A 19,696-nucleotide genomic window follows, 5' to 3' on the forward strand; every position below is an offset into this window, starting at 1 on the left:
TCTACTTCAGAAATTCGGAGAGTGCGGCGACTACGCCGCGATTGGCTTCCTCGGATCCGATGGTAAGGCGCAGCGCATTGGGGAATCCGTATCCGCCAACGCGGCGCAAAATATAGCCCTTGCTCGTCAGGTAGGGGTCGGCCATCTCGGCGGACTTTGCCGGATCGTCCGGGAAGTGCACGAGCAGGAAATTGCCGACTGACGGCGTGATCCGCAGCCCCAGCGCCGTCAGTTGCTCGGTCAGCCACGGCAGCCACTTCTCGTTGAATGCGACGGCGGCATCGACATGAGCGCGGTCGCGGATGGCCGCGGCACCGGCGGCGATCGCCGCCGAGTTCATGTTGAACGGACCACGGATGCGGTTGACCGCATCGATGACATGGGCGGGCGCAAACATCCAGCCGATGCGCAGGCCGGCAAGCCCGTGAATCTTCGAGAATGTTCGGGTCATCACAACGTTTTCGAAGTTCGAGACGAGTTCGACCCCGGCTTCATAATCGTTGCGACGGACATATTCGGCATAGGCGGCATCAAGTACGAGAAGAACGTTCTTCGGCAGCCCGGCATGCAGCCGGCGCACTTCCTCGAATGGCACGTAGGTGCCCGTCGGGTTATTCGGATTGGCCAGGAATACGATCCTGGTGCGCGGCGTCACTGCGGCAAGAATGGAATCGACATGCGCCTGCTCGGTCTTTTCCTTGGCGACGACAGGCGTTGCGCCAGCCGCCATGATGTAGATCTTGTACACCATGAAGCCGTGCTCGGTATAAATCGCCTCATCGCCGGGCGCGAGATAGGTCTGGCAGAGCAGTCCGAGCAATTCGTCGGAGCCATTGCCACAAAGGATATTGCCGGCATTGAGGCCGTGCATTTCGGCGATCGCCTTCTTCAGTGCGGTCGCCTGCCCGTCCGGATAGATTTCCAGCCGTTCCGCCGCGGCGCCATAGGCTTCGATCGCGTGCCGGCTGGCGCCAAGCGGAGTTTCGTTGGACGACAGCTTGTGGACCTTCGCGACACCCGGCGCATGTTCCTTGCCCGGCACGTAGGCTTCAATGTCGAGCACACCGGCTTTGGGGGTTGGGCGTGGGTCTTTAAGCGTCGTCGTCATGATTCTATGTTCCGTGGCATCGTACGTTTCGAGGGGCAATGCTCGTCGTTCACTGGAAAGCAACCGTGCGGACATAGCCGCACACGGGGCGGATGTCGAGAAAAATGGCATTTCACCTTCTTGGCCTTGATCGCCATGGATGACGGCCAGCACCAAAGTAACCATTGACTTTGTATCTACCGCAACCATAGCTACCGGCATCTTGCTCAATTTTCGCGTAAAGATGACCAAAGCCAGCCGAGCATCAGCAACGACCGATCAGAAGATTCAAGAAGCGACCAATCCCCATAGTCCTGTGGTGGATTTTGGGGCGGACAAGCCCTTGCCTCTTGATAGCGGCGTGTCGCTGTCTCCGTTCCGCCTGGCCTACCAGTCCTACGGCGAACTCAACGCCGACAAGTCCAATGCCATTTTGATCTGCCACGCGCTCACCGGCGATCAGCACGTTGCCAACGTGCACCCGGTGACAGGAAAGCCCGGATGGTGGGAGACGCTCGTCGGACCTGGAAAGCCTGTCGATACAGACCGCTATTTCGTGCTTTGCTCCAACGTCCTTGGCGGCTGCCTCGGATCGACTGGCCCCGCATCGATCAATCCGGAGACAGGCAAGCCCTATGCGCTCGATCTGCCCGTCATAACCATTGCCGATATGGTCCGGGCTCAGGCCATGCTCATCGACCATTTCGGCATCAAGCAACTCTTTGCCGTCATCGGCGGATCGATGGGCGGCATGCAGGTGCTCGAATGGGCGTCGAGCCATTCAGATCGGGTGTTCGCCGCAGTGGCGATTGCGACAGGTGCGCGGCATTCGTCGCAGAACATCGCCTTCCACGAAGTCGGCCGCCAGGCGGTCATGGCCGATCCCGAGTGGAAGGAAGGGCGTTATCTTGAAGCCGGGACAGTGCCCCGCAAGGGTCTCTCCGTTGCCCGCATGGCTGCGCACATCACCTATCTTTCGGAAGTTGCCCTGCATCGAAAGTTCGGCCGCAATCTTCAGGACCGGCAGAACGTCACGTTCGGCTTTGATGCGGATTTCCAGATCGAAAGCTATCTGCGCTATCAGGGCATGAGCTTTGTCGATCGCTTCGATCCGAACGCCTATCTCTACATGACCCGCGCCATGGACTATTTCGATCTGGCGGCCGAGCACGAGGGGCGCCTTGCCGACGCCTTTGCCGGGTCGAAAACACGTTTCTGCATCGTATCGTTTACCAGCGACTGGCTGTTTCCAACGAGCGAAAGCCGCACAGTCGCCCATGCCCTGAATGCCGCGGGTGCTTCGGTGTCTTTCGTCGAGATCGAATCCGATCGCGGTCATGATGCCTTCCTGCTTGATGAGCCGGAGATGTTTTCGGCCATCAACGGCTTCATTCGTTCGGCGGCGCGCGCCAAGGGGCTCCTGGCCCAATGAGCGTCAACACCAATGCCCGCGTCGATTTCGAAGTCATCGCCTCGCTGGTCAAACCCGGTTCCCGCGTCCTCGATGTAGGATGCGGCGATGGCGAACTCCTCGAATTGCTGCAGAGCGCAAAAAATGTCGATGGCCGTGGCGTCGAGCTATCGCAAAAGGGCGTCAATGAATCGGTGGCCCGCGGCCTTTCGGTCATCCAGGGCGACGCCGACAGCGATCTCAAATACTACCCCGATTCCGGCTTCGACTATGTGATCCTGTCACAGACCCTGCAGGCGACCCGCAATCCGAAAAACGTCCTTACCGAACTCCTGCGCATCGGCGAGCGCGCAATCGTATCCTTTCCCAATTTCGGTCACTGGCGCGTGCGAACATCGCTTGCCCTTAACGGGCGCATGCCGGTCACCAAGGATCTTCCCTACAGCTGGTATGACACGCCGAATATCCATTTCTGCACGATCAGCGACTTTGTCGACATGACCAGGGAAGTCGGGGCCGAGGTGGAATCCGCCGTCGCGCTCAATGCGCTCGGCCAACGGCTCGGCTTCAACATGCCGTGGGGATTCTGGAACCTATTCGGCCAGCAGGCCGTGTTTCTGCTCAAGCGTTAGATCCCATCCCGCCGGGCACTGGCCGTACCTGACGGTGACAGTACCGGGACGAAAACGCGCCGCGAGGATCGCTGCGCAACCGGCAGGCCCTGGTAGATTCGCTTCTGCGCTTCGACGATGTGAACGCCCGAGAACATCGGCCAGAAGCGCCGGCCCGCCCGCTCGAACAGCGGCGACGGCCGCATGACGGAGCGCCTCGACGACGGCGGAAAAAACAACGCCTCGGCCCAGGGACCCGGCGTGAAGTTTGCCTCGCGCAGGAGCCGCGTCAGTTGCCCGCCGCTATAGGGCCTGCCGCTGCCGAAGGGCGTATGCTCGAAGCGCGCCCACAGGCCGCGCCGGTTCGGCACGACAATGACCAGCCTGCCGTTGGGCGCCAGCACGCGCCACATTTCCTTGAGCGTTTCGCGCGGGTCTTCCGCATGCTCCAGCGCATGCACCATTAAAATCCGATCGACGGAAGAATCGGGCAGCGGCAATTCCTCTTCGAAGATCAATGCCGTGGCGGAAGGCTCCGCAGGCGGCCAGCTCGCGGCGCCTTGCCCAGCCGGCATGAAGGCAAACGTACGCTCCGTATCGCCGCGAAACCGGTCGAGATAGGGAACGGCGTAGCCAAGTCCGACGAGCCTTTCTCCCGGCAGTTTCGGCCAGATCGAAGCGAGTGCCATCGTAATCGAACGCTCGGTCAGGTGGCCGAGCGTCGATGCGTAGAATGCGCGGAGATCGATAATGTCGAGATGCATGCGGGCAACCTAAAGCGTTCCTGCCTTAAATAGAAGCAGATACGAGTATCGCCAACATGAACATGAAACTTCTAGGGACAGGTGGGTTGCGCCGCTCAGTAGCAAGGCTATCCTGTTTCTGCTCCCCTTTCTTCAAGAGAACGATCATGTCCAATCTCCAAATCGAACAATTCACGGCACGCAGCGATAATTTCGGCGTGTTGATCCACGATCCGGACGCTGGCCTCACTGCTTCGATCGATGCGCCCGAAGAAGCGGCGATCCTCGATGCCCTGAAGCGGCGTGGCTGGAAGCTGACCCACATCTTTACGACGCATCATCATGGCGACCACGTAGAGGCGAACCTTGCCCTCAAGAAACGTTTCGGCGCCGAAATCATCGGGCCCGCCGACGAGCGGTCGAAAATACCGGGGATTGATCGCGCCGTGAAGCACGGCGAGCGCTTTGCGTTCGGCAACTTCGAGGTCGAGGTCATTTCGACCCCCGGGCACACGGCAGGCGAGATTTCCTATTACATACCGAACGGCAGGGTCGTATTTACGGGCGATACGCTGTTTTCGCTCGGCTGCGGCAGGCTCTTCGAAGGGACACCATCGACGATGTTTCAGTCGCTGCAGCGCTTGATGGCGCTACCCGGCGAAACCCAGGTCTATTGCGGGCATGAGTATAGCGAAAGCAATGCGCGTTTCGCCCTGACAATCGATCCGGACAATTCGGCGCTGAAGGAGCGCGCCAAGGAGATTATGGCCTTGCGCGAGTCGAGCCTGCCGACCTTGCCGACGACGATATTGCGCGAGATGGCGACCAACCCATTCCTGCGCGCCCATGATCCCGTTATCCGCAAGAACCTGAAGATGGAAAACGCCAGCGACGAGGCGGTGTTCGCCGAAATCCGCAAGCGCAAGGACGTGTTCTGATGACGCTGACGCCCGAGGCCATCCGCAGCTACCTTGGACTTGCGCCGCATCCCGAGGGCGGCTCCTACGTGCAGACGTTTCGCGATAACAGGGAATGGCCGGTCGGCGGTCGCGGCCATTCGACGGCAATCTATTTCCTCCTCGAAAAGGGCGAGGTGTCGGCCTGGCACCGGGTCAAGGACGCTGCCGAAGTCTGGCACTGGTATGGCGGCGCGCCCTTGTTGCTGGCGATTGCATCTGCCGATGGAGCGCGCGAAACCCACCGCCTTGGTCTTGATCTTGCCGCGGGGGAACGGCCGCAAGCGGTCGTTCCGGCGGGACAATGGCAGAGTGCACAATCGACCGGCGACTGGACGCTCGTCGGCTGCACCGTCGCACCGGGCTTTGATTTTGCCCAGTTCGAGCTTGCGGAGCCCGGCTGGGAACCCTGATGTTTTTTATCGGCGCTTGAACAGCATTTCCTTGGCTGCCAGCACCGCGCCGAGCGTGATGAGCAGGCAGGCGAGCATGACACGCGTGGTCGGCTCGGTCACCCCGGCAATGATGAGGACAAGGGTCGAAAGCAAAGGCGCGGCATAGCTTGCTGCGCCCAGCACCTGGATGTTGCCGTGCTTGACGCCGTAATCCCAGACGTAGAAGGCGGCGCCGACCGGGAAGAGGCCGAGGCCGAGCACCGCCAGCCACTGAACCGCGCCCTCCGGCCAAATCGTCTGTTCAAGCATCAGGTGTGAGACGAGCGAGAGGACAGATGTCGCCGCGCAAAAGCCGGTCACGGCATCGGTCGGCACATGGGCGAAGCGCCGCGACAGCAGCGAATAGGCAGACCATGTGAGCGCGCACAGCCCGGCCATGGCATAGCCGAAGCCATATTGCGCATCAAAGCCGAAGCCGCCACCCTTGGTAATGATCAGCACTGTTCCAGACAGGCCAAGCAGCGTACCGACGATGTGGAACCAGCGCAGCTTCTCGCCCGGCATGAGCGCGGAGCCGACAACGATGAAGAGTGGCCAGAGATAGGCGATAAGGCTTGCATCTACCGCAGGGGCATTCCGAAGCGCGGTGAAATAGAGGAAGTGGTAGCCGAAGAGACCGGCTATACCCAGCAACCAGACTTTTGCCGGCTGGCGCAGGTTGCGTGCAACGCCGGGACGCCAAAGCCAGGAAATCAGGCCGAGACTCGCACCGATGGCGAAGGTCATGGCTGTGAGCTGGAATGGTGGCACTTTGCCGGACACATCAGTAAAAAGGGCAAGCATTGCCCACATGATGATCGCAAGAAACCCGACGAACGTGGCCACGCGGCGCCCCCAATTTCGAAACGACCGCCCCCGGCCGCGCTATTTTGTCTTTTCGAAACGGGTCGCGTAAACGGTAACCGTACCGATCTGCGTGCCGATCCTCGCCTGCACGGGCGAATAGATAGCTGACTTGCCCAGCGAAGCAAAGGTGAGACTGATCTTGCTGGAGTTTTTCAAATATTCTATCGCCTTGCGGCCCGCCTGATAGCCGGCGATCGGGACGAATTTCGCGGTGCACGTTATGGCATCGCCTTTGAAGCCGCGGGTCGCGAAGGGGGCGACACCACCTGATGGCGACAGCTTGAGATCGACGCGCGTCTGCCCGTCATAAAGATGCAAGGTCTGGGCGCAGACCTCATCGGGACGATCCGCCGCAACCATCACTCCGGATATGGGATCGGCAACGGATTGAAGATCGGCAGGCGTCAGCTCCACCCAGTTCTTCTTCTTGCTATTAATGGGCGGAACGTTGGTTGTATTGGTCACATTGCCATTGGTGAAGGCAATCGAGGTCAGCTTGTCGCGGTCGCCGTGCCGGTACTTCACCTCGTAGGAATTCGGCACAGGTCCGTTCTTGGCAAGGTGCCCGGTGACGTCCAGATTCCCATTCGTATCGTCGAAAATACTGGCTAGGCCGGAACTCGAAAGCTTGCCCGTGACCTTGTAGGCACCATTTTCCTCAACGCTGGTCGAAAAACTCGCCTTGGCGATCGACAAGCCATATATCGAAACACGGTAGTCGGTCTTGAACGACTGCGCCCCATGTGCCGGCACGGCTCCGATAAGCGCGGCGGCGGCCAACGGAAAGAGAGCTAGTCTTCGGATGGCAAGATGCCGGGTAGGCTTCATTCTGTCATTCCCGTCGGTGCGCGTCCCTTTCTGCGTTTCGAACGTAGAAAGCAGGCAAAGTTGTGATAAAGATGTGAACTGACGGCCTGCCACGCAAGAGCTGTGCCAAACTTCGCAGCCGGCAGCAGAAGTGGACTTGACGCGCGCGGCTCATATCACTATAGAAACGCGACTTCCCAATAGGCCGCCTGTCCGATAAGCGCGCCGCTGCACGGCGACGTGCGATGGTAACAAGAAACATTCGGGCTATAGGTAATGAAATTTGAAGGTGAGACCCAATGTCCCGCACATGTGAATTGACCGCTAAATCGGTACAGTACGGTAACAATGTGAGCCATGCGAACAACAGAACGCGCCGCCGCTTTTTGCCGAACCTCTGCCACGTTACGCTGATCTCCGAAGCTCTCGGTCAGAGCTTCCGTCTGCGCGTCTCGGCTCATGCCCTGCGCAGTGTCGAGCATCGCGGTGGTCTGGACGCGTTCCTGGCCAAGGCTGACGAGAAGGAATTGTCGCAGCGCGCTCGTCTCTTGAAGCGCCAGATCGCCAAGAAGCTTCTAGAGGCACCGGTTGCTGCCTGATCCGGCAACGGCTTCCATTTGATTGCCGTAAGGCCAGCTTCGGCTGGCCTTATTGTTGTCATCATCGTTTTGGCTGGTTCCATTACCCAGGATAAAAAAATGCCGCTCAAAAGCGCTTATTCTCCTTCGGATTTCATTCTTCCCGTCCTCGCCATGTGCGCCGTGGTCGCTGCCTCCAATATTCTGGTGCAGTACCCGTTCAACCACTTCGGCCTTGGTGAAATACTCACCTACGGGGCTTTCACCTACCCGATTGCATTCCTGGTCAACGACCTTGCCAACCGAAGTTATGGCCCCGCCTTTGCGCGCAGGGTCGTCTATGTCGGCTTTACGATCGCTGTGGTCCTGTCGATCTGGCTGGCGACGCCGCGCATTGCGATCGCCTCTGGCACTGCCTTCCTGACAGCGCAGTTGCTCGACATCACGGTTTTCAACAAGCTCCGGCAGTTGACCTGGTGGAAGGCCCCGTTCGCCTCGGCGATCTTCGGCTCGCTCCTCGACACGCTGCTGTTCTTCTCCATCGCCTTCGCCGCGAAATTTGCCTGGATCGATGCAGTGACGGGCCGTCCCGACTCGTCACTCGCCATGCCTGTTCCATTCTTCGGCCACGAGATCCCGCTGTGGATGTCGCTGGGCTTCGGCGACCTCATGGTCAAGATCGTCATGGCCGTGGTGATGCTTGTCCCTTATGGCGCCATACTCGCCATCTTCGCGCCGGCGATCTATTCGGCCAACCGGAATTCCAGATAAAGATTGCGCTGGACGATCGAGTGGTTGTCGTCGGAAACGAGTGACACCCGCGTCGAGCCGTCCTCGGCCTTCCAGACGTCAAGCGCTTCCATATTGTCGATCTGATAGCGCATGTCAGCATCAAGAATGACGGGACCATCCACGGTAGCGCCGGGTACGATGGCGTCGGCGGCTATCCGGCGAATGCGCAGTGCAACGCCGCTGGCAATGCTGAAGCGGCGCTCCAGCAACAGAAGATCGCCGTTCGGCAGAAAATCTCCATCGCTGATGTCGAAACCGTCAATGCGCTTGACGTAGAAGATGCCCTTGCGCGGGCCCTCAAGCACGGCAGCAAACATGTCGCCGGCCTTGTTGATGCTTTTCTCGGTAACGGCAACGCGGGCGCCCTGGAGCGGCCCTCTCTCCGGCGCATAGGCGATCGTTTCGATGCCGCGATTACTGCGGAGCTCGTTCTCCGGTATCGGCAGCGGCAGAAATCTTGGCTTTGACGCGAAGTTTTCGAGATCGAGATCGAATTCTGCGATCCGGTGCACGCGTTCGAATGAGACCGTCACCGTGCTGCCCGAAACACTCATGCCTTCGGCGTCGGAATTCCATTTGCCCTCAAGAGGCGCGCCATCCTCGCTCGGGATCGGCGCGAGGCGGAATTTGCCGACCCCGACCGGCCTGCCTTTCTCGTCGCGTTCCATCGTGCCGGCATACCAGAAGCCCGTATCGGTAATGCCGAGAAACGAGCCGCCTTTGTCGAGATAGCGGAACGCCGAAAGGCCGCCGAAGTCGCGATTGGTCGAAGAAAGGTCGAGACCGCCGACGAACTCCAATGCGCCAAATCGGGTTTCTGACGATCCGATCCGAAAGTTACTGATCGGATATGCCTTGATGACGGCGGGTGACACGCCCTCGTCCTGCGCTTGCGCAGTCAGGGGAATGAGAATAGCGGCTGATAGTGATGCGCGCCGGAAAGCCAGCGCGGGTCGCCGCATTAACGTTTCCGCGCGGATTTCAGCGCCCGTTCCGGTTCCTCGAACAGCGAGGCGAGTTGCTCGGTCATGGCGCCAGCAAGCTCCTCCGCATCGACGATGGTGACAGCCCGTCGATAGTAGCGCGTGACATCGTGACCGATGCCGATCGCGATCAGCTCAATGGGCGAGCGCGTCTCGATCTCTTCGATGACGGCGCGCAAATGCCGTTCGAGATAGTTGCCCGGATTGACCGAGAGCGTCGAATCATCGACCGGCGCGCCATCCGAAATCATCATGAGGATGCGACGTTGCTCGGGACGGCCGAGCAGACGCTGGTGTGCCCAGATCAGTGCCTCACCGTCGATATTCTCCTTCAGCAGTCCCTCGCGCATCATCAGGCCGAGATTGCGCCGTGAACGGCGCCACGGCGCATCGGCGCGCTTGTAGACGATATGGCGCAGATCATTGAGGCGCCCGGGATTGGCGGGCTTGCCGCGTTCGAGCCAGGCCTCGCGCGCCTGCCCGCCCTTCCAGGCCTTGGTCGTGAAGCCGAGGATTTCGACCTTTACGCCGCAGCGCTCAAGCGTGCGCGCCAATATATCTGCACAGGTGGCAGCCACCGTGATCGGACGGCCCCGCATCGACCCGGAATTGTCGATGAGGAGGGTGACTACCGTGTCGCGGAAATCCGTATCGCGTTCCTGCTTGTAGGACAGCGGCTGTGTCGGGTCGATGACAATGCGCACGAGCCGCGCGGAGTCGAGATAGCCCTCCTCGAGATCGAAATCCCAGGACCGGTTCTGTTGCGCCATCAGGCGGCGCTGCAACCGGTTGGCGAGGCGCCCGACGACGCCGGAAAGATTGGCCAACTGCTTGTCGAGAAACGCCCTCAGCCTGTCGAGTTCTGCTTCGTCGCAAAGCTCTTCGGCGTCGGTCGTCTCATCGAACTCCTGGGTGAAGACCTTGTAGCCGCTTTCGCTGCCGAGATTGGAGAAAGGCGGATTGGGCCGGCGCGCCTCACCCGGAATTTCGGCGTCGGCGTCGCTATCTTCTTCCATCTCGTCCGACGAAGCATCGGTGGCCTCGGTCTCCCCGGCCTGGCTGTCATCGCTGGACGTGTCGGAATCATCGCTTTCGGACGAATCGCTGCCTTCGTCCTGCTCGGAACCGCCCTCTTCGTTTTCCTCCGGATCGGGCGAATCCTCGCTATTGTCCTGGTCCTCGTCCTGCTGGCTGTCCTGGGCGAGATCCTCGGCCATTTCCATGGAGGCGAGCATCTCGCGCACGACGCGGGCGAAGGCGTTCTGGTCGTTGATTTTGGCGGCCAGGTGGTCGATGTCGCCGGCGGCCTTCTCCTCGATCCATTCGCGCCAAAGATCGAGGACGTTGCCCGCCGATTCCGGCGCCTTGCGTCCGGTCAGTTTCTCCCGCACGAGAAGCGCCACGGCTTCTTCGAGCGGCGCTTCGGCCTTATCGGTGATCGCGGGAAAATTGGCCCGCGCATATTTGTCCGAAAGCATCGAAGTCAGGTTTTCGGCAACGCCGTCCATGCGCAAGGCGCCGATCGCCTCGACACGCGCCTGTTCGACGGCATCGAAAATCGCCCTCGCCTGCTTGCCTTCGGGGGCGAGCGTCGCATGGATACGGTCATTGTGGCAGGCTTTGCGCAGTGCCATCGAATCGCCAAGACCGCGGGTGACTGCGATGTCGTTGGCGGACGGGCGCTTGGGAAGGTCCGGAAGGCGGGCGCGATGGCCGGTCAGCGCCGGCTTGTCATTGCCAAAGCCGACTTCGAGTTCATGATCGCCGGCAATGGCGCGCATGCAGGCGGTAACGGCACGCTTGAAGGGCTCGGAATCGACCGGGCCTTTCGGATTTGTACGTAAGTTATCTCCCGGACCTGCCATTTCCAACAGCCGCTCAGCTTATGACGACGTTGGCCGTTGATTCGGGCAGTTCCTTGCCAAAGGCGCGCTGGTAGAACTCCGCAACGATCGGCCTTTCAAGCTCATCGCACTTGTTGAGGAAGGTGAGCCGGAACGCGAAACCGACATCCTTGAAGATATCGGCGTTTTCCGCCCAGGTGATGACTGTTCGCGGGCTCATGACCGTCGACAGATCGCCGTTGATGAAGGCCGAGCGCGTCATGTCGGCGACGCGGACCATTTTCGAGATGATCTCCTTGCCTTCCTTGTTCTGGTAGTGCTTGGCCTTGGCCGCGACGATTGCAGCCTCGTTGTCGTGCGGCAGATAGTTGAGCGTCGTTACGATTGACCAGCGGTCCATCTGTGCCTGGTTGATCTGCTGCGTGCCATGATAGAGGCCCGTCGTATCGCCGAGACCGACGGTATTGGCCGTCGCGAACAGCCGGAAGGCAGGGTGCGGACGGATGACCCGGCTCTGGTCGAGCAGCGTGAGGCGGCCGGACGATTCCAGCACACGCTGGATCACGAACATCACGTCGGGCCGGCCCGCATCATATTCGTCGAAAACGAGCGCGACATTGTGCTGGTAGGCCCAAGGCAGGATGCCGTCGCGGAATTCCGTAATCTGCATGCCTTCCTTGACGACGATCGCATCCTTGCCGACGAGATCGATACGGCTGACATGGCTGTCGAGGTTGACGCGGACGCAAGGCCAGTTCAGGCGGGCGGCGACCTGTTCGATATGGGTGGATTTGCCGGTCCCGTGATAGCCGGAAACCATGACGCGGCGGTTATAGGCAAAGCCTGCGAGGATCGCGAGCGTCGTCTGCTTGTCGAAGAGATAGTCGTTGTCGATTTCCGGCACATAGGCATCGCCCGCCTTATAGGCAGGGACCATCATGTCCGAATCAAACCCGAAGAGCTTGGAAACCGAAACCGTTGTATCCGGCAAATTCGCAATATCGCGATCAACCTTGTTCATCATGCCTCCAGCGCGACTGCACGCGCAGACGCAAAACGATAGTCACACCCTGAAACCTCCGGCGAGGTCTCGAAAAATAAGCCGACAGCGGTCCTAGCAGAAACCAGCCTGCTTAAGCAATTGATAGGCCTGGATTACGTCACGGAAACGATCCTCGGAAGCCCGATCACCGCCGTTGGCATCGGGATGATGGCGCTTCACCAGCTCTTTATAGCGCGACTTGATGTCTTCGCTACTGGCTTTTGCGCCGAGTCCCAGCGTATCCAGCGCTTTCGCTTCCAAGGGTTTCGGCTTGCGCACATGAACCCGCGCCTCATTGAAGACGCTGTTGGGATCACGAAAACGATTGAGATAAGCCGCGCGGCCCGAGCGCAGCTTGGAAAAGTCCGGCGATGTGCGCGCCCCGCCAGCGCTTGCAGCCTGGGCGCTTGCGCCGGCGCCCGTTCCAGGCAGGCCAGCGATGGTCCAGGTCGGGCGGTCGCCTGTCAGGGCTTCCTTCTGATAGCGCGCGACTTCGGCATCGGAGAGACCGGAGAAATAATTGTAGCCCTTGTTATACTCGCGCACATGATCGATGCAGAAGTGGAAGAATTCTCCCTCCTTCATGCGGCCCACGGGGGCGCGATGCGGACCCGGCTTTTCGCAGCCGTCCCACTGACACACCGGAGTGCGCGATTTTTCCTCTTCCGCCTTCTTCGGCCGGATGCGGATGCTGTCAAAATATTTCGAATTCGAAGTCATCTATCTTTGCTAAGCATGAATTGACATTTGCCCATGGATCGACCTAACGCCTGAAATGGCGGTAAATTTGTGATCATGTACGGATTTGCCAAGTGAAACTACCATATGGGCGCAGGAGAACGAAATGTCCACTCAGTCCGCAATCGAAAACAAACTGAACGAGGCTTTTCATCCCGTTTCTTTGGCAGTCATTAATGAAAGCCACCTCCACGCCGGTCACCATCATTCAGACGGCGATCATCATGGCACATTTGACGGGTCGGGCGAAACGCATTTTCGGGTGCGTATTGTCGCGGACGCCTTTACGGGACTGTCGCGCGTCGAGCGCCACCGGGCCATCAACAATGTCCTCAAGGAGGAATTGAACGGGAGCGTTCATGCGCTGGCGCTCGAGCCGGCAGCACCCGGCGAGCCTACACGTAAATAGCGTTCAACGCTCTGTCCACTGCCCTTCAGGCCTGGCAATCGCGCCCGATTGCGGGGCACAGACCTCGCGGAATGTAGCCGGGTCGCGCCAGTCGCGCTGAAGCAATCGTCAGGATTGTCGTGATTCTAGCGGGATTCGGCCTTGTCGTCTTCCAGCGGACGGATGCGCAGGCGCGTGATGCGGTTTTTTTCCCGCCGCAAAATGGTGAAGCGCTTGCCGTGGAAGGTGAAGGCCTGCTTTTCCTTGGGGATGCTCTGCGTTTCGTGGATCACAAGCCCCGCGATGGTTGTGGCTTCAGCATCGGGCAGGTTCCAGTCGAGCGCGCGGTTGAGATCGCGAATCGGCACTGAACCGTCGACCAGCACTGAACCGTCAGGCTGCGGCCGGCAGCCCTGCACGTCGATATCGTGCTCATCGGCAATGTCGCCGACGATTTCCTCAAGGATGTCCTCAAGCGTGATCAATCCCTGAACATCGCCATACTCATCGACGACGATCGCTATATGCGCCTTGCGCCGCAAGAACGCATTGAGCTGGTCCTGCAATGTGGTCGTATCGGGCACGAACCACGGCTTGGTCGCGACCTTCATGATGTTGATCTTCGCAAAGTCGCGGTCTGCGTCACGAATGGCCCGCACGAGGTCCTTGGCGTGGACGACACCAACTATATTGTCGCTCGCCCCCTTCCAGACCGGGATACGCGTGTGATGGCTCGCAAGAATCTCGCCGATCACCGTTTCGACCGGATCGTCGGCATTGACCGAATCCATGTCCGTGCGATGGATCATGACGTCATAGACTTCGAGCTCGCGCAGATCGAGCAGCCCGCCGATCTGGTCGCGGTCGCCTTTGACGACCGAGCCTTCCTTGTGCAGGAGTTCGACCGCGCCGCGCAGCTCTTCCTGCGCCGACAACATGGATGTTCCCGCAGCAAGGTTGATGCCGAAGGCGCCGAGCATCTTGCGCACGATCCAGTTGACGAGGTCAGAGATTGGGCCGAGCACGAAAACCGTGCCCTGGGCGAAACGCACGAGCGCAAGCGCGTGCCGATCCGGGCTCGCAACGGCCCATGATTTCGGCAGGACTTCGGCGAAGATGACAAGCATCACTGTCATGATCGCGGTCGCATAGGCGACACCGGCCTGCCCGAAGAGATCAAGCAGCATGCTTGTCGTCAGCGACGAGGCGAGGATGTTGATCAGGTTGTTGCCGATCAGCATGACGCCGATCAGCCGGTCGCGCTTTTCGATAAGATTGGCAACGATCTTCGCCCGGCTGTCGCCACGGTTGGCGAGGCGATGCATTCGCGCCCGCGATGCCGCTGTCAGCGCCGTTTCGGACCCGGCAAACAGTCCGGAGATCAGGATCAGACCGAAGATGACTCCGCAAAAGATCCAGATTTCCAGGGTCATCTTTGCTGCTTCTCCTGCAAAAAACTCAATACGGCGGATGCCGGCACGTCCTTGGCTATGAAAGACTGGCCGATTCCCCGCGTGAGTATGAAGGTAAGCGCACCGCGCGCCACCTTCTTGTCCTGGGCAATATATTCCATCAGCCTTCCGGCGGGTGGCAAATCACCCGGTATTTCGTGGATTGATGTCGGAAGGCCGACCATGCGCAAATGCGTTTCAACCCGCGCGGCGTCGTCGGGGCTCGCCAGGTTCATCTTGGCCGAAAACTGATGGGCAAGGACCATGCCTATCGCTACAGCCTCGCCGTGCACCAGCCTCGAAGAATCATAGTGCGTTGCCGTTTCAAGCGCGTGCCCGAACGTATGGCCGAGATTGAGCAAGGCCCGGTCACCGGTTTCCCGCTCGTCGCGGGCCACCACGTCCGCTTTGGACCGGCAGGAGACGGCGATCGCCTCCGTCCGCTCCGGACCGCCTTCGAAGATGCCGCGCCAGTTCTTTTCGAGCCACGCGAAGAAATCGGGCCGGTCGATCAGGCCGTATTTGGCAACTTCCGCATAACCGGCGCGGAACTCGCGTGGCGACAGCGTGTCGAGAACATCCGTATCGGCAAGGACAAGCTGCGGCTGGTAGAACAGGCCGACGAGGTTTTTGCCGTGGATGGTATTGATGCCGGTCTTGCCGCCGACAGAGGAATCGACCTGCGCGAGAAGCGAGGTCGGCATCTGGATGAATCCCATGCCGCGGCGGGCGATGCCCGCAGCAAAGCCGGCGAGATCACCGATGACCCCGCCGCCGAAGGCAATCACAATGTCGCCGCGCTCAAGTCGCGCCGAAAGGATAGCGTTGGTCACCGTCTCGAGCGTGGCAAATCCCTTGGACTTTTCGCCCGGTGCAACGATGATCGGCGTCACGTGAACGCCCGCTGCGTTGAGACTGTGCGTAAGGCGTTCAAGGTGCAGGCCGGCCACCGTTTCGTCGCTGACGATGGCAACGCGCATGGCGTCGGTCCGATCGGCGATCTCACGACCGGCGCGCTCGATAAGCCCCGAGCCGATGACAATATCATACGAGCGGTCCCCGAGCTTGACGGGAACGATCGTTGGCGCTGCGGCGGATGCTTCCGTCATTTACTCTTTTCCTCACCGGTCATCACCACGCCGCCGAGGTGCTCGGCAATTGCCTGCATCGCCTCAAGCGCGATGATCTCTTTCTTTTCTTCGCGCGAATTGATCGTCAGATCGGCCCGGGCATAGATCGGATAGCGCTCGGTCATCAACCGCTCCATCACGCCGCGCGGGTTGTCGTTCTTGAGAAGCGGCCGGTTCTGCTTGCGCGCCACGCGCTGCATCAGCACATCGAGCTCGGCCTTCAGCCAAAGCGAAACCCCCTCCGAGGCGATAGCCCGCCGCGTCTGGTCGTTCATATAGGCGCCGCCGCCGGTCGCAAGCACGATCGGTCCATCCTCCAGCATGCGGGCAATTACCCGCCGCTCGAGGTCGCGGAACTCGGCCTCGCCATAGGCTTCGAAGAGTTCCGGGATCGTCATGGTCGAGACCTTTTCGATCTCGTGATCGGCGTCGAAGAAGGGCAGTTCGACCAATGCGGCAAGCTTTTTGCCGACCGTCGACTTGCCGGCGCCCATCAGCCCGATGAGCACGATGGATTTGTGCCCAAGGCGCTCGCGGATGGACCTTGCAGTCTCTGATACGTCCGTATGTTCTACTTGGTCTTCAGTGGTGTTCATCATTGCGTATCGACAGGAAAACTCTGTTTTCGTCAAGCAAACTATAGTGGTCCTGCCCTTCTTGCCAGTTTCATGAAATCATAAGGTTTCGACGGCAGGATTATGGAACCTCAAATCTGACCTATGAAGCGAAAATGCCTACCCTGACACGATTGATCCTTGTCCTCGCGATCCTCGCCGGGCTCGTCTATGCCGGCATGGTCGCGCTCGTGACCTTCGTGCATCCCAAGCAGACCGAAATGACCATTCGCATTCCAAGCGAGAAGCTCAACCCGAAGCCCGACCAGAAGAAGTGACGCCATGCGCGCTGCCGCCGCCATTGAAACATTTCTCGAAATGATGAGTGCCGAACGCGGCGCCGCCCGGAACACACTCGAATCCTATCGGCGCGATCTCGAAGACGCAGCCGCCTTCAGCGCGGCGGCTGGCGAGCAGCTGACGGATGCCGCCAATGCGACGGTTCGCGCTTATCTTGACGATATTTCGGCCCGTGGTTTCGCAGCGACCTCGCAGGCCCGCCGGCTCTCGGCGCTGCGCCAGTTCTTTCGCTTTCTGTATACGGAAAATCTCCGGGGTGATGATCCAACGAGCACGCTCGATGCCCCCAAGAAGGAGCGGGCGCTTCCTAAAATCATGAGCGAGGCGGATGTCGAGAAACTGCTTGGGCGCGCCGAGCTTGAAACGAACGATCCGCAGGCCTCCGGTGCATCGCCGATGCAGGCCCTGCGCTTGCATGCTCTCCTCGAAATCCTCTATGCAACGGGCCTGCGCGTTTCCGAGCTTGTCGGATTGCCGGTGGCTGTCGCCCGGCAGGACAGCCGGTTCTTGATGGTGCGCGGCAAGGGCTCGAAAGACCGGATGGTACCGCTTTCGACAAAGGCGCGCGATGCCATGAACCGCTACCTCGCCGCCCGTGATGCACAGCCCAATCTTGCCGACAATTCCTGGCTCTTTCCCGCTGTTTCCGAAACTGGCTTTCTGGCGCGGCAGGTTTTTGCCCGCGAGTTGAAAGGGCTGGCGGCCCGCGCCGGGCTAAAAACCTCCGCGATCTCGCCGCACGTCCTGCGCCACGCCTTCGCCAGCCACCTCCTCCAGAACGGCGCCGACTTGCGGGCTGTCCAGCAATTGCTGGGTCATTCCGACATTGCGACGACCCAAATTTACACGCATGTGATGGAAGAACGCCTGCACAGGCTTGTCACGGAGCATCACCCTCTGGCAGACTAGGGAGAAGGGCGAAAAAGCATTCAACCAGAGGTCTGTCCATGTGGCACTTGTTGAAGAAGATGATCACCCGACCGGAGCCGCCGCCCGCCGAGGCCGACGGCGAAGTGATGCATTTTCATGATCGGGGCTTCACCCGCACCAGCCACCTCACCCGCTCCATGGGCTGGCGGCAAAGCTGGAGCTGGAACGAGGTAACCGCCTTCGGCTTTACCTTTACGCCCGCCATGTTTCCCGACCCGTGGTTTGGCGACTATATGGAAAGCCAATGGTTCTTTACCGTCGATGACGGCGAGCGCAAGGAACACATCTACTTCGATGTCACCTGGCTCGATCTTGACCGCCTGCCTCCCGGCCTTCTCGATCGTATGCCGGACCTTGACCTCGACATGTTGCGTGAAGGGTTGCAAACCGCAGCTTTGGGCCCGCGCCATTTTGCTGGCGAAGGCCGCTGGATCGGTTGGCAACACGCAGAACCGAAACCGAGGCGGCGCAAGACTGCCGCGCCGCCAAGGCCGCCGAAGCTTGCAAGGCGCAAGCCCGCGGCGAAGTAGCACCACACCTTCGCCTGAATTCCCCCCAATAAGTTGCGCCGCCGGCGCGCCGTTCGGCCATGTTTCTTGACATGCGCCTCGGCAACAGCCAGTTAGAGCAAAATTCACCGTTTGCAGGCAGACATCTCGTCCATGTACAACTACCTTGATTTTGAGAAACCGGTTGCCGATCTCGATGGCAAGATCCTCGAGCTCAAGAAGCTCGCCGAAGAAGGCGACGCGCTCGATACCAATGACGAGATCGCACGGCTGGAAAAAAGGTCGGCCGAGGCCCTGCGCGATCTCTACCGCAAGCTTACGCCCTGGCAGAAGGCGCAGATCGCCCGCCATCCGGACCGTCCGCATTGCGTGGACTATATTTCCAAGCTCTTTACCGACTTCACGCCCCTTGCCGGGGACCGCAATTTTGCCGACGACGATGCAGTGCAGGCCGGCCTTGCCCGTTTCAACGGCCAGGCAGTCGCCGTAATCGGTCAGGAAAAGGGCAACGACACCAAGTCGCGCCTCAAGCACAATTTCGGCATGGCCATGCCCGAAGGCTACCGCAAGGCCGTGCGCATCATGGAACTTGCCGACCGCTTCCAATTGCCGGTGCTGACCCTCGTCGATACGGCCGGCGCCTTTCCGGGCATTGCCGCCGAGGAACGCGGCCAGGCGGAAGCCATTGCCCGCTCCACCGCGGCGTGCCTCAACCTGAAAGTGCCGGTCGTCTCCGTCATCATCGGTGAAGGCGGGTCCGGCGGCGCCATCGCCATCGCCACGGCGAACCGCGTCTACATGCTCGAACATTCGATCTATTCGGTCATTTCGCCGGAAGGGGCAGCCTCAATTCTCTGGCACGATTCGACGCGCGCCAAGGATGCGGCAACCTCGATGCGCATTACGGCGCAGGATCTCTACGAACTGAAGATCATAGACGGCATCATCCCCGAGCCCATGGGCGGTGCGCACCGCGGCAAGGACGCCGCCATCGAGGCGACCGGCAACATCATCAACGTCGCCCTCAAATCCATGGGCAACATGGACGGCGACGCACTGCGCCAGGATCGCCGCGACAAATATCTCTCGATCGGCCGCAATCTTTAGAGCGTTTCTCTCCAAGCAGTAGGCGCTCAAGCTCCTCGCCTTCGACCTTTGATTGAGCAACGGCCGCTTGTCTCCGGGCTTTTTTTGCGCTGCGCTTCACCGCATGCTGCAGCGAATTTGCTAAGTCGCCGAACAATCCGCGCCGCGACCGCACTGCCGAAAATAGTTTCGGTTTTTTTACGAAGCAGCTTGCAATTCGTTTCCCAACCCATTACGAACCGCGCTGCGCAGACGAACGCGCATAAGTGGTACGCGCCCGTAGCTCAGCTGGATAGAGCACCAGACTACGAATCTGGGGGTCAGAGGTTCGAATCCTTTCGGGCGCGCCATTCTTTCAATATGATCCAATTATAGTTGTGATGGCCACTGTGGGC

General features: G+C 59.9%; 22 protein-coding genes and 1 tRNA gene. 12 read left to right on the forward strand and 11 right to left on the reverse strand.

Features of this window, described 5'->3' with window-relative positions:
• Position 1: 1 nt before the first annotated feature.
• Positions 2 to 1,108, reverse strand: a complete 1,107-nt coding sequence (hisC, locus tag HQ945_RS13575; RefSeq protein ID WP_113282086.1) for a histidinol-phosphate transaminase — start codon at positions 1,106 to 1,108, stop codon at positions 2 to 4.
• Between the two features lie 223 nt (positions 1,109 to 1,331).
• Here hisC and metX point away from each other — a divergent pair, with 223 nt between their 5' ends.
• A complete protein-coding gene (gene metX / locus HQ945_RS13580) occupies positions 1,332 to 2,519 on the forward strand; it encodes a homoserine O-acetyltransferase MetX (protein ID WP_113282104.1) in 1,188 nt (395 codons plus the stop codon).
• Positions 2,516 to 3,130 carry a methionine biosynthesis protein MetW gene (metW, locus tag HQ945_RS13585; RefSeq protein WP_091921245.1) on the forward strand — a complete coding sequence of 205 codons (615 nt, stop codon included), beginning with the start codon at positions 2,516 to 2,518 and terminating at the stop codon, positions 3,128 to 3,130. Before metX ends, metW begins: the two co-directional genes overlap by 4 nt.
• On the opposite strand, the gene HQ945_RS13590 is transcribed toward metW, so the two are convergent.
• On the reverse strand, positions 3,127 to 3,873 hold the full coding sequence (locus HQ945_RS13590; RefSeq protein ID WP_027231333.1) for a class I SAM-dependent methyltransferase: 747 nt from the start codon (positions 3,871 to 3,873) through the stop codon (positions 3,127 to 3,129). The two genes, metW and HQ945_RS13590, sit on opposite strands and share 4 nt — an antisense overlap.
• A gap of 146 nt (positions 3,874 to 4,019) precedes the next feature.
• Between HQ945_RS13590 and gloB the strand changes: the two genes are divergently transcribed.
• Positions 4,020 to 4,790: a hydroxyacylglutathione hydrolase gene (gene gloB / locus HQ945_RS13595; protein ID WP_113282087.1), complete on the forward strand. Its 771-nt coding sequence runs from the start codon at positions 4,020 to 4,022 to the stop codon at positions 4,788 to 4,790.
• Positions 4,790 to 5,221, forward strand: a complete 432-nt coding sequence (locus tag HQ945_RS13600) for a cupin domain-containing protein (RefSeq protein ID WP_091921241.1) — start codon at positions 4,790 to 4,792, stop codon at positions 5,219 to 5,221. Before gloB ends, HQ945_RS13600 begins: the two co-directional genes overlap by 1 nt.
• A 6-nt stretch (positions 5,222 to 5,227) precedes the next feature.
• Here the strand turns inward: HQ945_RS13600 and yddG are convergent, their stop codons facing one another.
• A complete protein-coding gene (gene yddG, locus HQ945_RS13605) occupies positions 5,228 to 6,055 on the reverse strand; it encodes an aromatic amino acid exporter YddG (protein ID WP_175585035.1) in 828 nt (275 codons plus the stop codon).
• A gap of 72 nt (positions 6,056 to 6,127) precedes the next feature.
• On the reverse strand, positions 6,128 to 6,937 hold the full coding sequence (locus tag HQ945_RS13610) for a DUF3108 domain-containing protein (RefSeq protein WP_027231329.1): 810 nt from the start codon (positions 6,935 to 6,937) through the stop codon (positions 6,128 to 6,130).
• Between the two features lie 278 nt (positions 6,938 to 7,215).
• On the opposite strand from HQ945_RS13610, the gene rpmB reads away from it, so the two are divergent.
• Both rpmB and HQ945_RS13620 read left to right on the forward strand, forming a co-directional pair.
• A complete protein-coding gene (gene rpmB / locus HQ945_RS13615; protein WP_091921235.1) occupies positions 7,216 to 7,515 on the forward strand; it encodes a 50S ribosomal protein L28 in 300 nt (99 codons plus the stop codon).
• A 99-nt stretch (positions 7,516 to 7,614) separates the two neighbouring features.
• Positions 7,615 to 8,265: a queuosine precursor transporter gene (locus HQ945_RS13620; protein WP_091921233.1), complete on the forward strand. Its 651-nt coding sequence runs from the start codon at positions 7,615 to 7,617 to the stop codon at positions 8,263 to 8,265.
• On the opposite strand, the gene HQ945_RS13625 is transcribed toward HQ945_RS13620, so the two are convergent.
• From HQ945_RS13625 to HQ945_RS13640, 4 genes are all read right to left on the reverse strand, one after another.
• Positions 8,238 to 9,248: an esterase-like activity of phytase family protein gene (locus HQ945_RS13625; protein ID WP_113282089.1), complete on the reverse strand. Its 1,011-nt coding sequence runs from the start codon at positions 9,246 to 9,248 to the stop codon at positions 8,238 to 8,240. The two genes, HQ945_RS13620 and HQ945_RS13625, sit on opposite strands and share 28 nt — an antisense overlap.
• The gene (gene cobT / locus HQ945_RS13630) at positions 9,248 to 11,134 is read right to left on the reverse strand and encodes a cobaltochelatase subunit CobT (protein WP_113282090.1); all 1,887 of its coding nucleotides are present in this window, start codon (positions 11,132 to 11,134) and stop codon (positions 9,248 to 9,250) included. The genes HQ945_RS13625 and cobT overlap by 1 nt, the downstream gene beginning before the upstream one ends.
• Positions 11,135 to 11,147: 13 nt before the next feature.
• Positions 11,148 to 12,134: a cobaltochelatase subunit CobS gene (gene cobS, locus HQ945_RS13635; protein WP_027231324.1), complete on the reverse strand. Its 987-nt coding sequence runs from the start codon at positions 12,132 to 12,134 to the stop codon at positions 11,148 to 11,150.
• A 93-nt stretch (positions 12,135 to 12,227) separates the two neighbouring features.
• On the reverse strand, positions 12,228 to 12,875 hold the full coding sequence (locus tag HQ945_RS13640; protein ID WP_027231323.1) for a J domain-containing protein: 648 nt from the start codon (positions 12,873 to 12,875) through the stop codon (positions 12,228 to 12,230).
• Positions 12,876 to 12,999: 124 nt separating this feature from the next.
• On the opposite strand from HQ945_RS13640, the gene HQ945_RS13645 reads away from it, so the two are divergent.
• Positions 13,000 to 13,302 carry a BolA family protein gene (locus tag HQ945_RS13645; RefSeq protein ID WP_113282091.1) on the forward strand — a complete coding sequence of 101 codons (303 nt, stop codon included), beginning with the start codon at positions 13,000 to 13,002 and terminating at the stop codon, positions 13,300 to 13,302.
• Positions 13,303 to 13,427: 125 nt separating this feature from the next.
• On the opposite strand, the gene HQ945_RS13650 is transcribed toward HQ945_RS13645, so the two are convergent.
• From HQ945_RS13650 to HQ945_RS13660, 3 genes are read right to left on the reverse strand one after another with little or no spacing between them, the layout of a single operon-like run.
• Complete coding sequence (locus HQ945_RS13650; RefSeq protein WP_091921224.1) at positions 13,428 to 14,714, reverse strand: HlyC/CorC family transporter; 1,287 nt, start codon at positions 14,712 to 14,714, stop codon at positions 13,428 to 13,430.
• Positions 14,711 to 15,841, reverse strand: coding sequence for a 3-dehydroquinate synthase (gene aroB, locus HQ945_RS13655; protein WP_113282092.1), 1,131 nt, complete (start codon positions 15,839 to 15,841; stop codon positions 14,711 to 14,713). Before aroB ends, HQ945_RS13650 begins: the two co-directional genes overlap by 4 nt.
• Positions 15,838 to 16,461, reverse strand: a complete 624-nt coding sequence (locus HQ945_RS13660) for a shikimate kinase (protein WP_051614766.1) — start codon at positions 16,459 to 16,461, stop codon at positions 15,838 to 15,840. The genes aroB and HQ945_RS13660 overlap by 4 nt, the downstream gene beginning before the upstream one ends.
• Before the next feature lie 131 nt (positions 16,462 to 16,592).
• Between HQ945_RS13660 and HQ945_RS13665 the strand changes: the two genes are divergently transcribed.
• The 5 genes from HQ945_RS13665 to HQ945_RS13685 all read left to right on the forward strand — a co-directional run bounded on the left by HQ945_RS13665 (position 16,593) and on the right by HQ945_RS13685 (position 19,651).
• Complete coding sequence (locus HQ945_RS13665) at positions 16,593 to 16,754, forward strand: hypothetical protein (RefSeq protein ID WP_051614764.1); 162 nt, start codon at positions 16,593 to 16,595, stop codon at positions 16,752 to 16,754.
• Positions 16,755 to 16,758: 4 nt separating this feature from the next.
• Positions 16,759 to 17,685 carry a site-specific tyrosine recombinase XerD gene (gene xerD, locus HQ945_RS13670; protein WP_113282093.1) on the forward strand — a complete coding sequence of 309 codons (927 nt, stop codon included), beginning with the start codon at positions 16,759 to 16,761 and terminating at the stop codon, positions 17,683 to 17,685.
• 38 nt (positions 17,686 to 17,723) lie between these two features.
• Positions 17,724 to 18,236 (forward strand): hypothetical protein, encoded by a 513-nt coding sequence (locus tag HQ945_RS13675; RefSeq protein WP_174208184.1) that lies wholly within the window; start codon positions 17,724 to 17,726, stop codon positions 18,234 to 18,236.
• 132 nt (positions 18,237 to 18,368) lie between these two features.
• Positions 18,369 to 19,322: an acetyl-CoA carboxylase carboxyltransferase subunit alpha gene (locus tag HQ945_RS13680; RefSeq protein ID WP_027231318.1), complete on the forward strand. Its 954-nt coding sequence runs from the start codon at positions 18,369 to 18,371 to the stop codon at positions 19,320 to 19,322.
• A gap of 252 nt (positions 19,323 to 19,574) precedes the next feature.
• A tRNA-Arg gene (locus tag HQ945_RS13685) sits at positions 19,575 to 19,651 on the forward strand.
• Positions 19,652 to 19,696: the final 45 nt, after the last annotated feature.

Source organism: Phyllobacterium pellucidum (assembly GCF_013327855.1).
GTDB lineage: Bacteria > Pseudomonadota > Alphaproteobacteria > Rhizobiales > Rhizobiaceae > Phyllobacterium > Phyllobacterium pellucidum.

Excerpts from the sequence above, each read along its gene's own strand:
- HQ945_RS13625 (WP_113282089.1), bottom strand. The coding sequence starts at position 9,248 with ATGCGGCGACCCGCGCTGGCTTTCCGGCGCGCATCACTATCAGCCGCT.
- gloB (WP_113282087.1), top strand. The coding sequence starts at position 4,020 with ATGTCCAATCTCCAAATCGAACAATTCACGGCACGCAGCGATAATTTC.
- HQ945_RS13620 (WP_091921233.1), top strand. The coding sequence starts at position 7,615 with ATGCCGCTCAAAAGCGCTTATTCTCCTTCGGATTTCATTCTTCCCGTC.
- rpmB (WP_091921235.1), top strand. The coding sequence starts at position 7,216 with ATGTCCCGCACATGTGAATTGACCGCTAAATCGGTACAGTACGGTAAC.
- HQ945_RS13675 (WP_174208184.1), top strand. The coding sequence starts at position 17,724 with ATGTGGCACTTGTTGAAGAAGATGATCACCCGACCGGAGCCGCCGCCC.
- HQ945_RS13665 (WP_051614764.1), top strand. The coding sequence starts at position 16,593 with ATGCCTACCCTGACACGATTGATCCTTGTCCTCGCGATCCTCGCCGGG.
- HQ945_RS13600 (WP_091921241.1), top strand. The coding sequence starts at position 4,790 with ATGACGCTGACGCCCGAGGCCATCCGCAGCTACCTTGGACTTGCGCCG.
- xerD (WP_113282093.1), top strand. The coding sequence starts at position 16,759 with ATGCGCGCTGCCGCCGCCATTGAAACATTTCTCGAAATGATGAGTGCC.
- HQ945_RS13680 (WP_027231318.1), top strand. The coding sequence starts at position 18,369 with ATGTACAACTACCTTGATTTTGAGAAACCGGTTGCCGATCTCGATGGC.
- yddG (WP_175585035.1), bottom strand. The coding sequence starts at position 6,055 with ATGTGGGCAATGCTTGCCCTTTTTACTGATGTGTCCGGCAAAGTGCCA.
- cobS (WP_027231324.1), bottom strand. The coding sequence starts at position 12,134 with ATGAACAAGGTTGATCGCGATATTGCGAATTTGCCGGATACAACGGTT.
- HQ945_RS13650 (WP_091921224.1), bottom strand. The coding sequence starts at position 14,714 with ATGACCCTGGAAATCTGGATCTTTTGCGGAGTCATCTTCGGTCTGATC.
- aroB (WP_113282092.1), bottom strand. The coding sequence starts at position 15,841 with ATGACGGAAGCATCCGCCGCAGCGCCAACGATCGTTCCCGTCAAGCTC.
- cobT (WP_113282090.1), bottom strand. The coding sequence starts at position 11,134 with ATGGCAGGTCCGGGAGATAACTTACGTACAAATCCGAAAGGCCCGGTC.
- metX (WP_113282104.1), top strand. The coding sequence starts at position 1,332 with ATGACCAAAGCCAGCCGAGCATCAGCAACGACCGATCAGAAGATTCAA.
- hisC (WP_113282086.1), bottom strand. The coding sequence starts at position 1,108 with ATGACGACGACGCTTAAAGACCCACGCCCAACCCCCAAAGCCGGTGTG.
- metW (WP_091921245.1), top strand. The coding sequence starts at position 2,516 with ATGAGCGTCAACACCAATGCCCGCGTCGATTTCGAAGTCATCGCCTCG.
- HQ945_RS13610 (WP_027231329.1), bottom strand. The coding sequence starts at position 6,937 with ATGAAGCCTACCCGGCATCTTGCCATCCGAAGACTAGCTCTCTTTCCG.
- HQ945_RS13645 (WP_113282091.1), top strand. The coding sequence starts at position 13,000 with ATGTCCACTCAGTCCGCAATCGAAAACAAACTGAACGAGGCTTTTCAT.
- HQ945_RS13590 (WP_027231333.1), bottom strand. The coding sequence starts at position 3,873 with ATGCATCTCGACATTATCGATCTCCGCGCATTCTACGCATCGACGCTC.
- HQ945_RS13640 (WP_027231323.1), bottom strand. The coding sequence starts at position 12,875 with ATGACTTCGAATTCGAAATATTTTGACAGCATCCGCATCCGGCCGAAG.
- HQ945_RS13660 (WP_051614766.1), bottom strand. The coding sequence starts at position 16,461 with ATGATGAACACCACTGAAGACCAAGTAGAACATACGGACGTATCAGAG.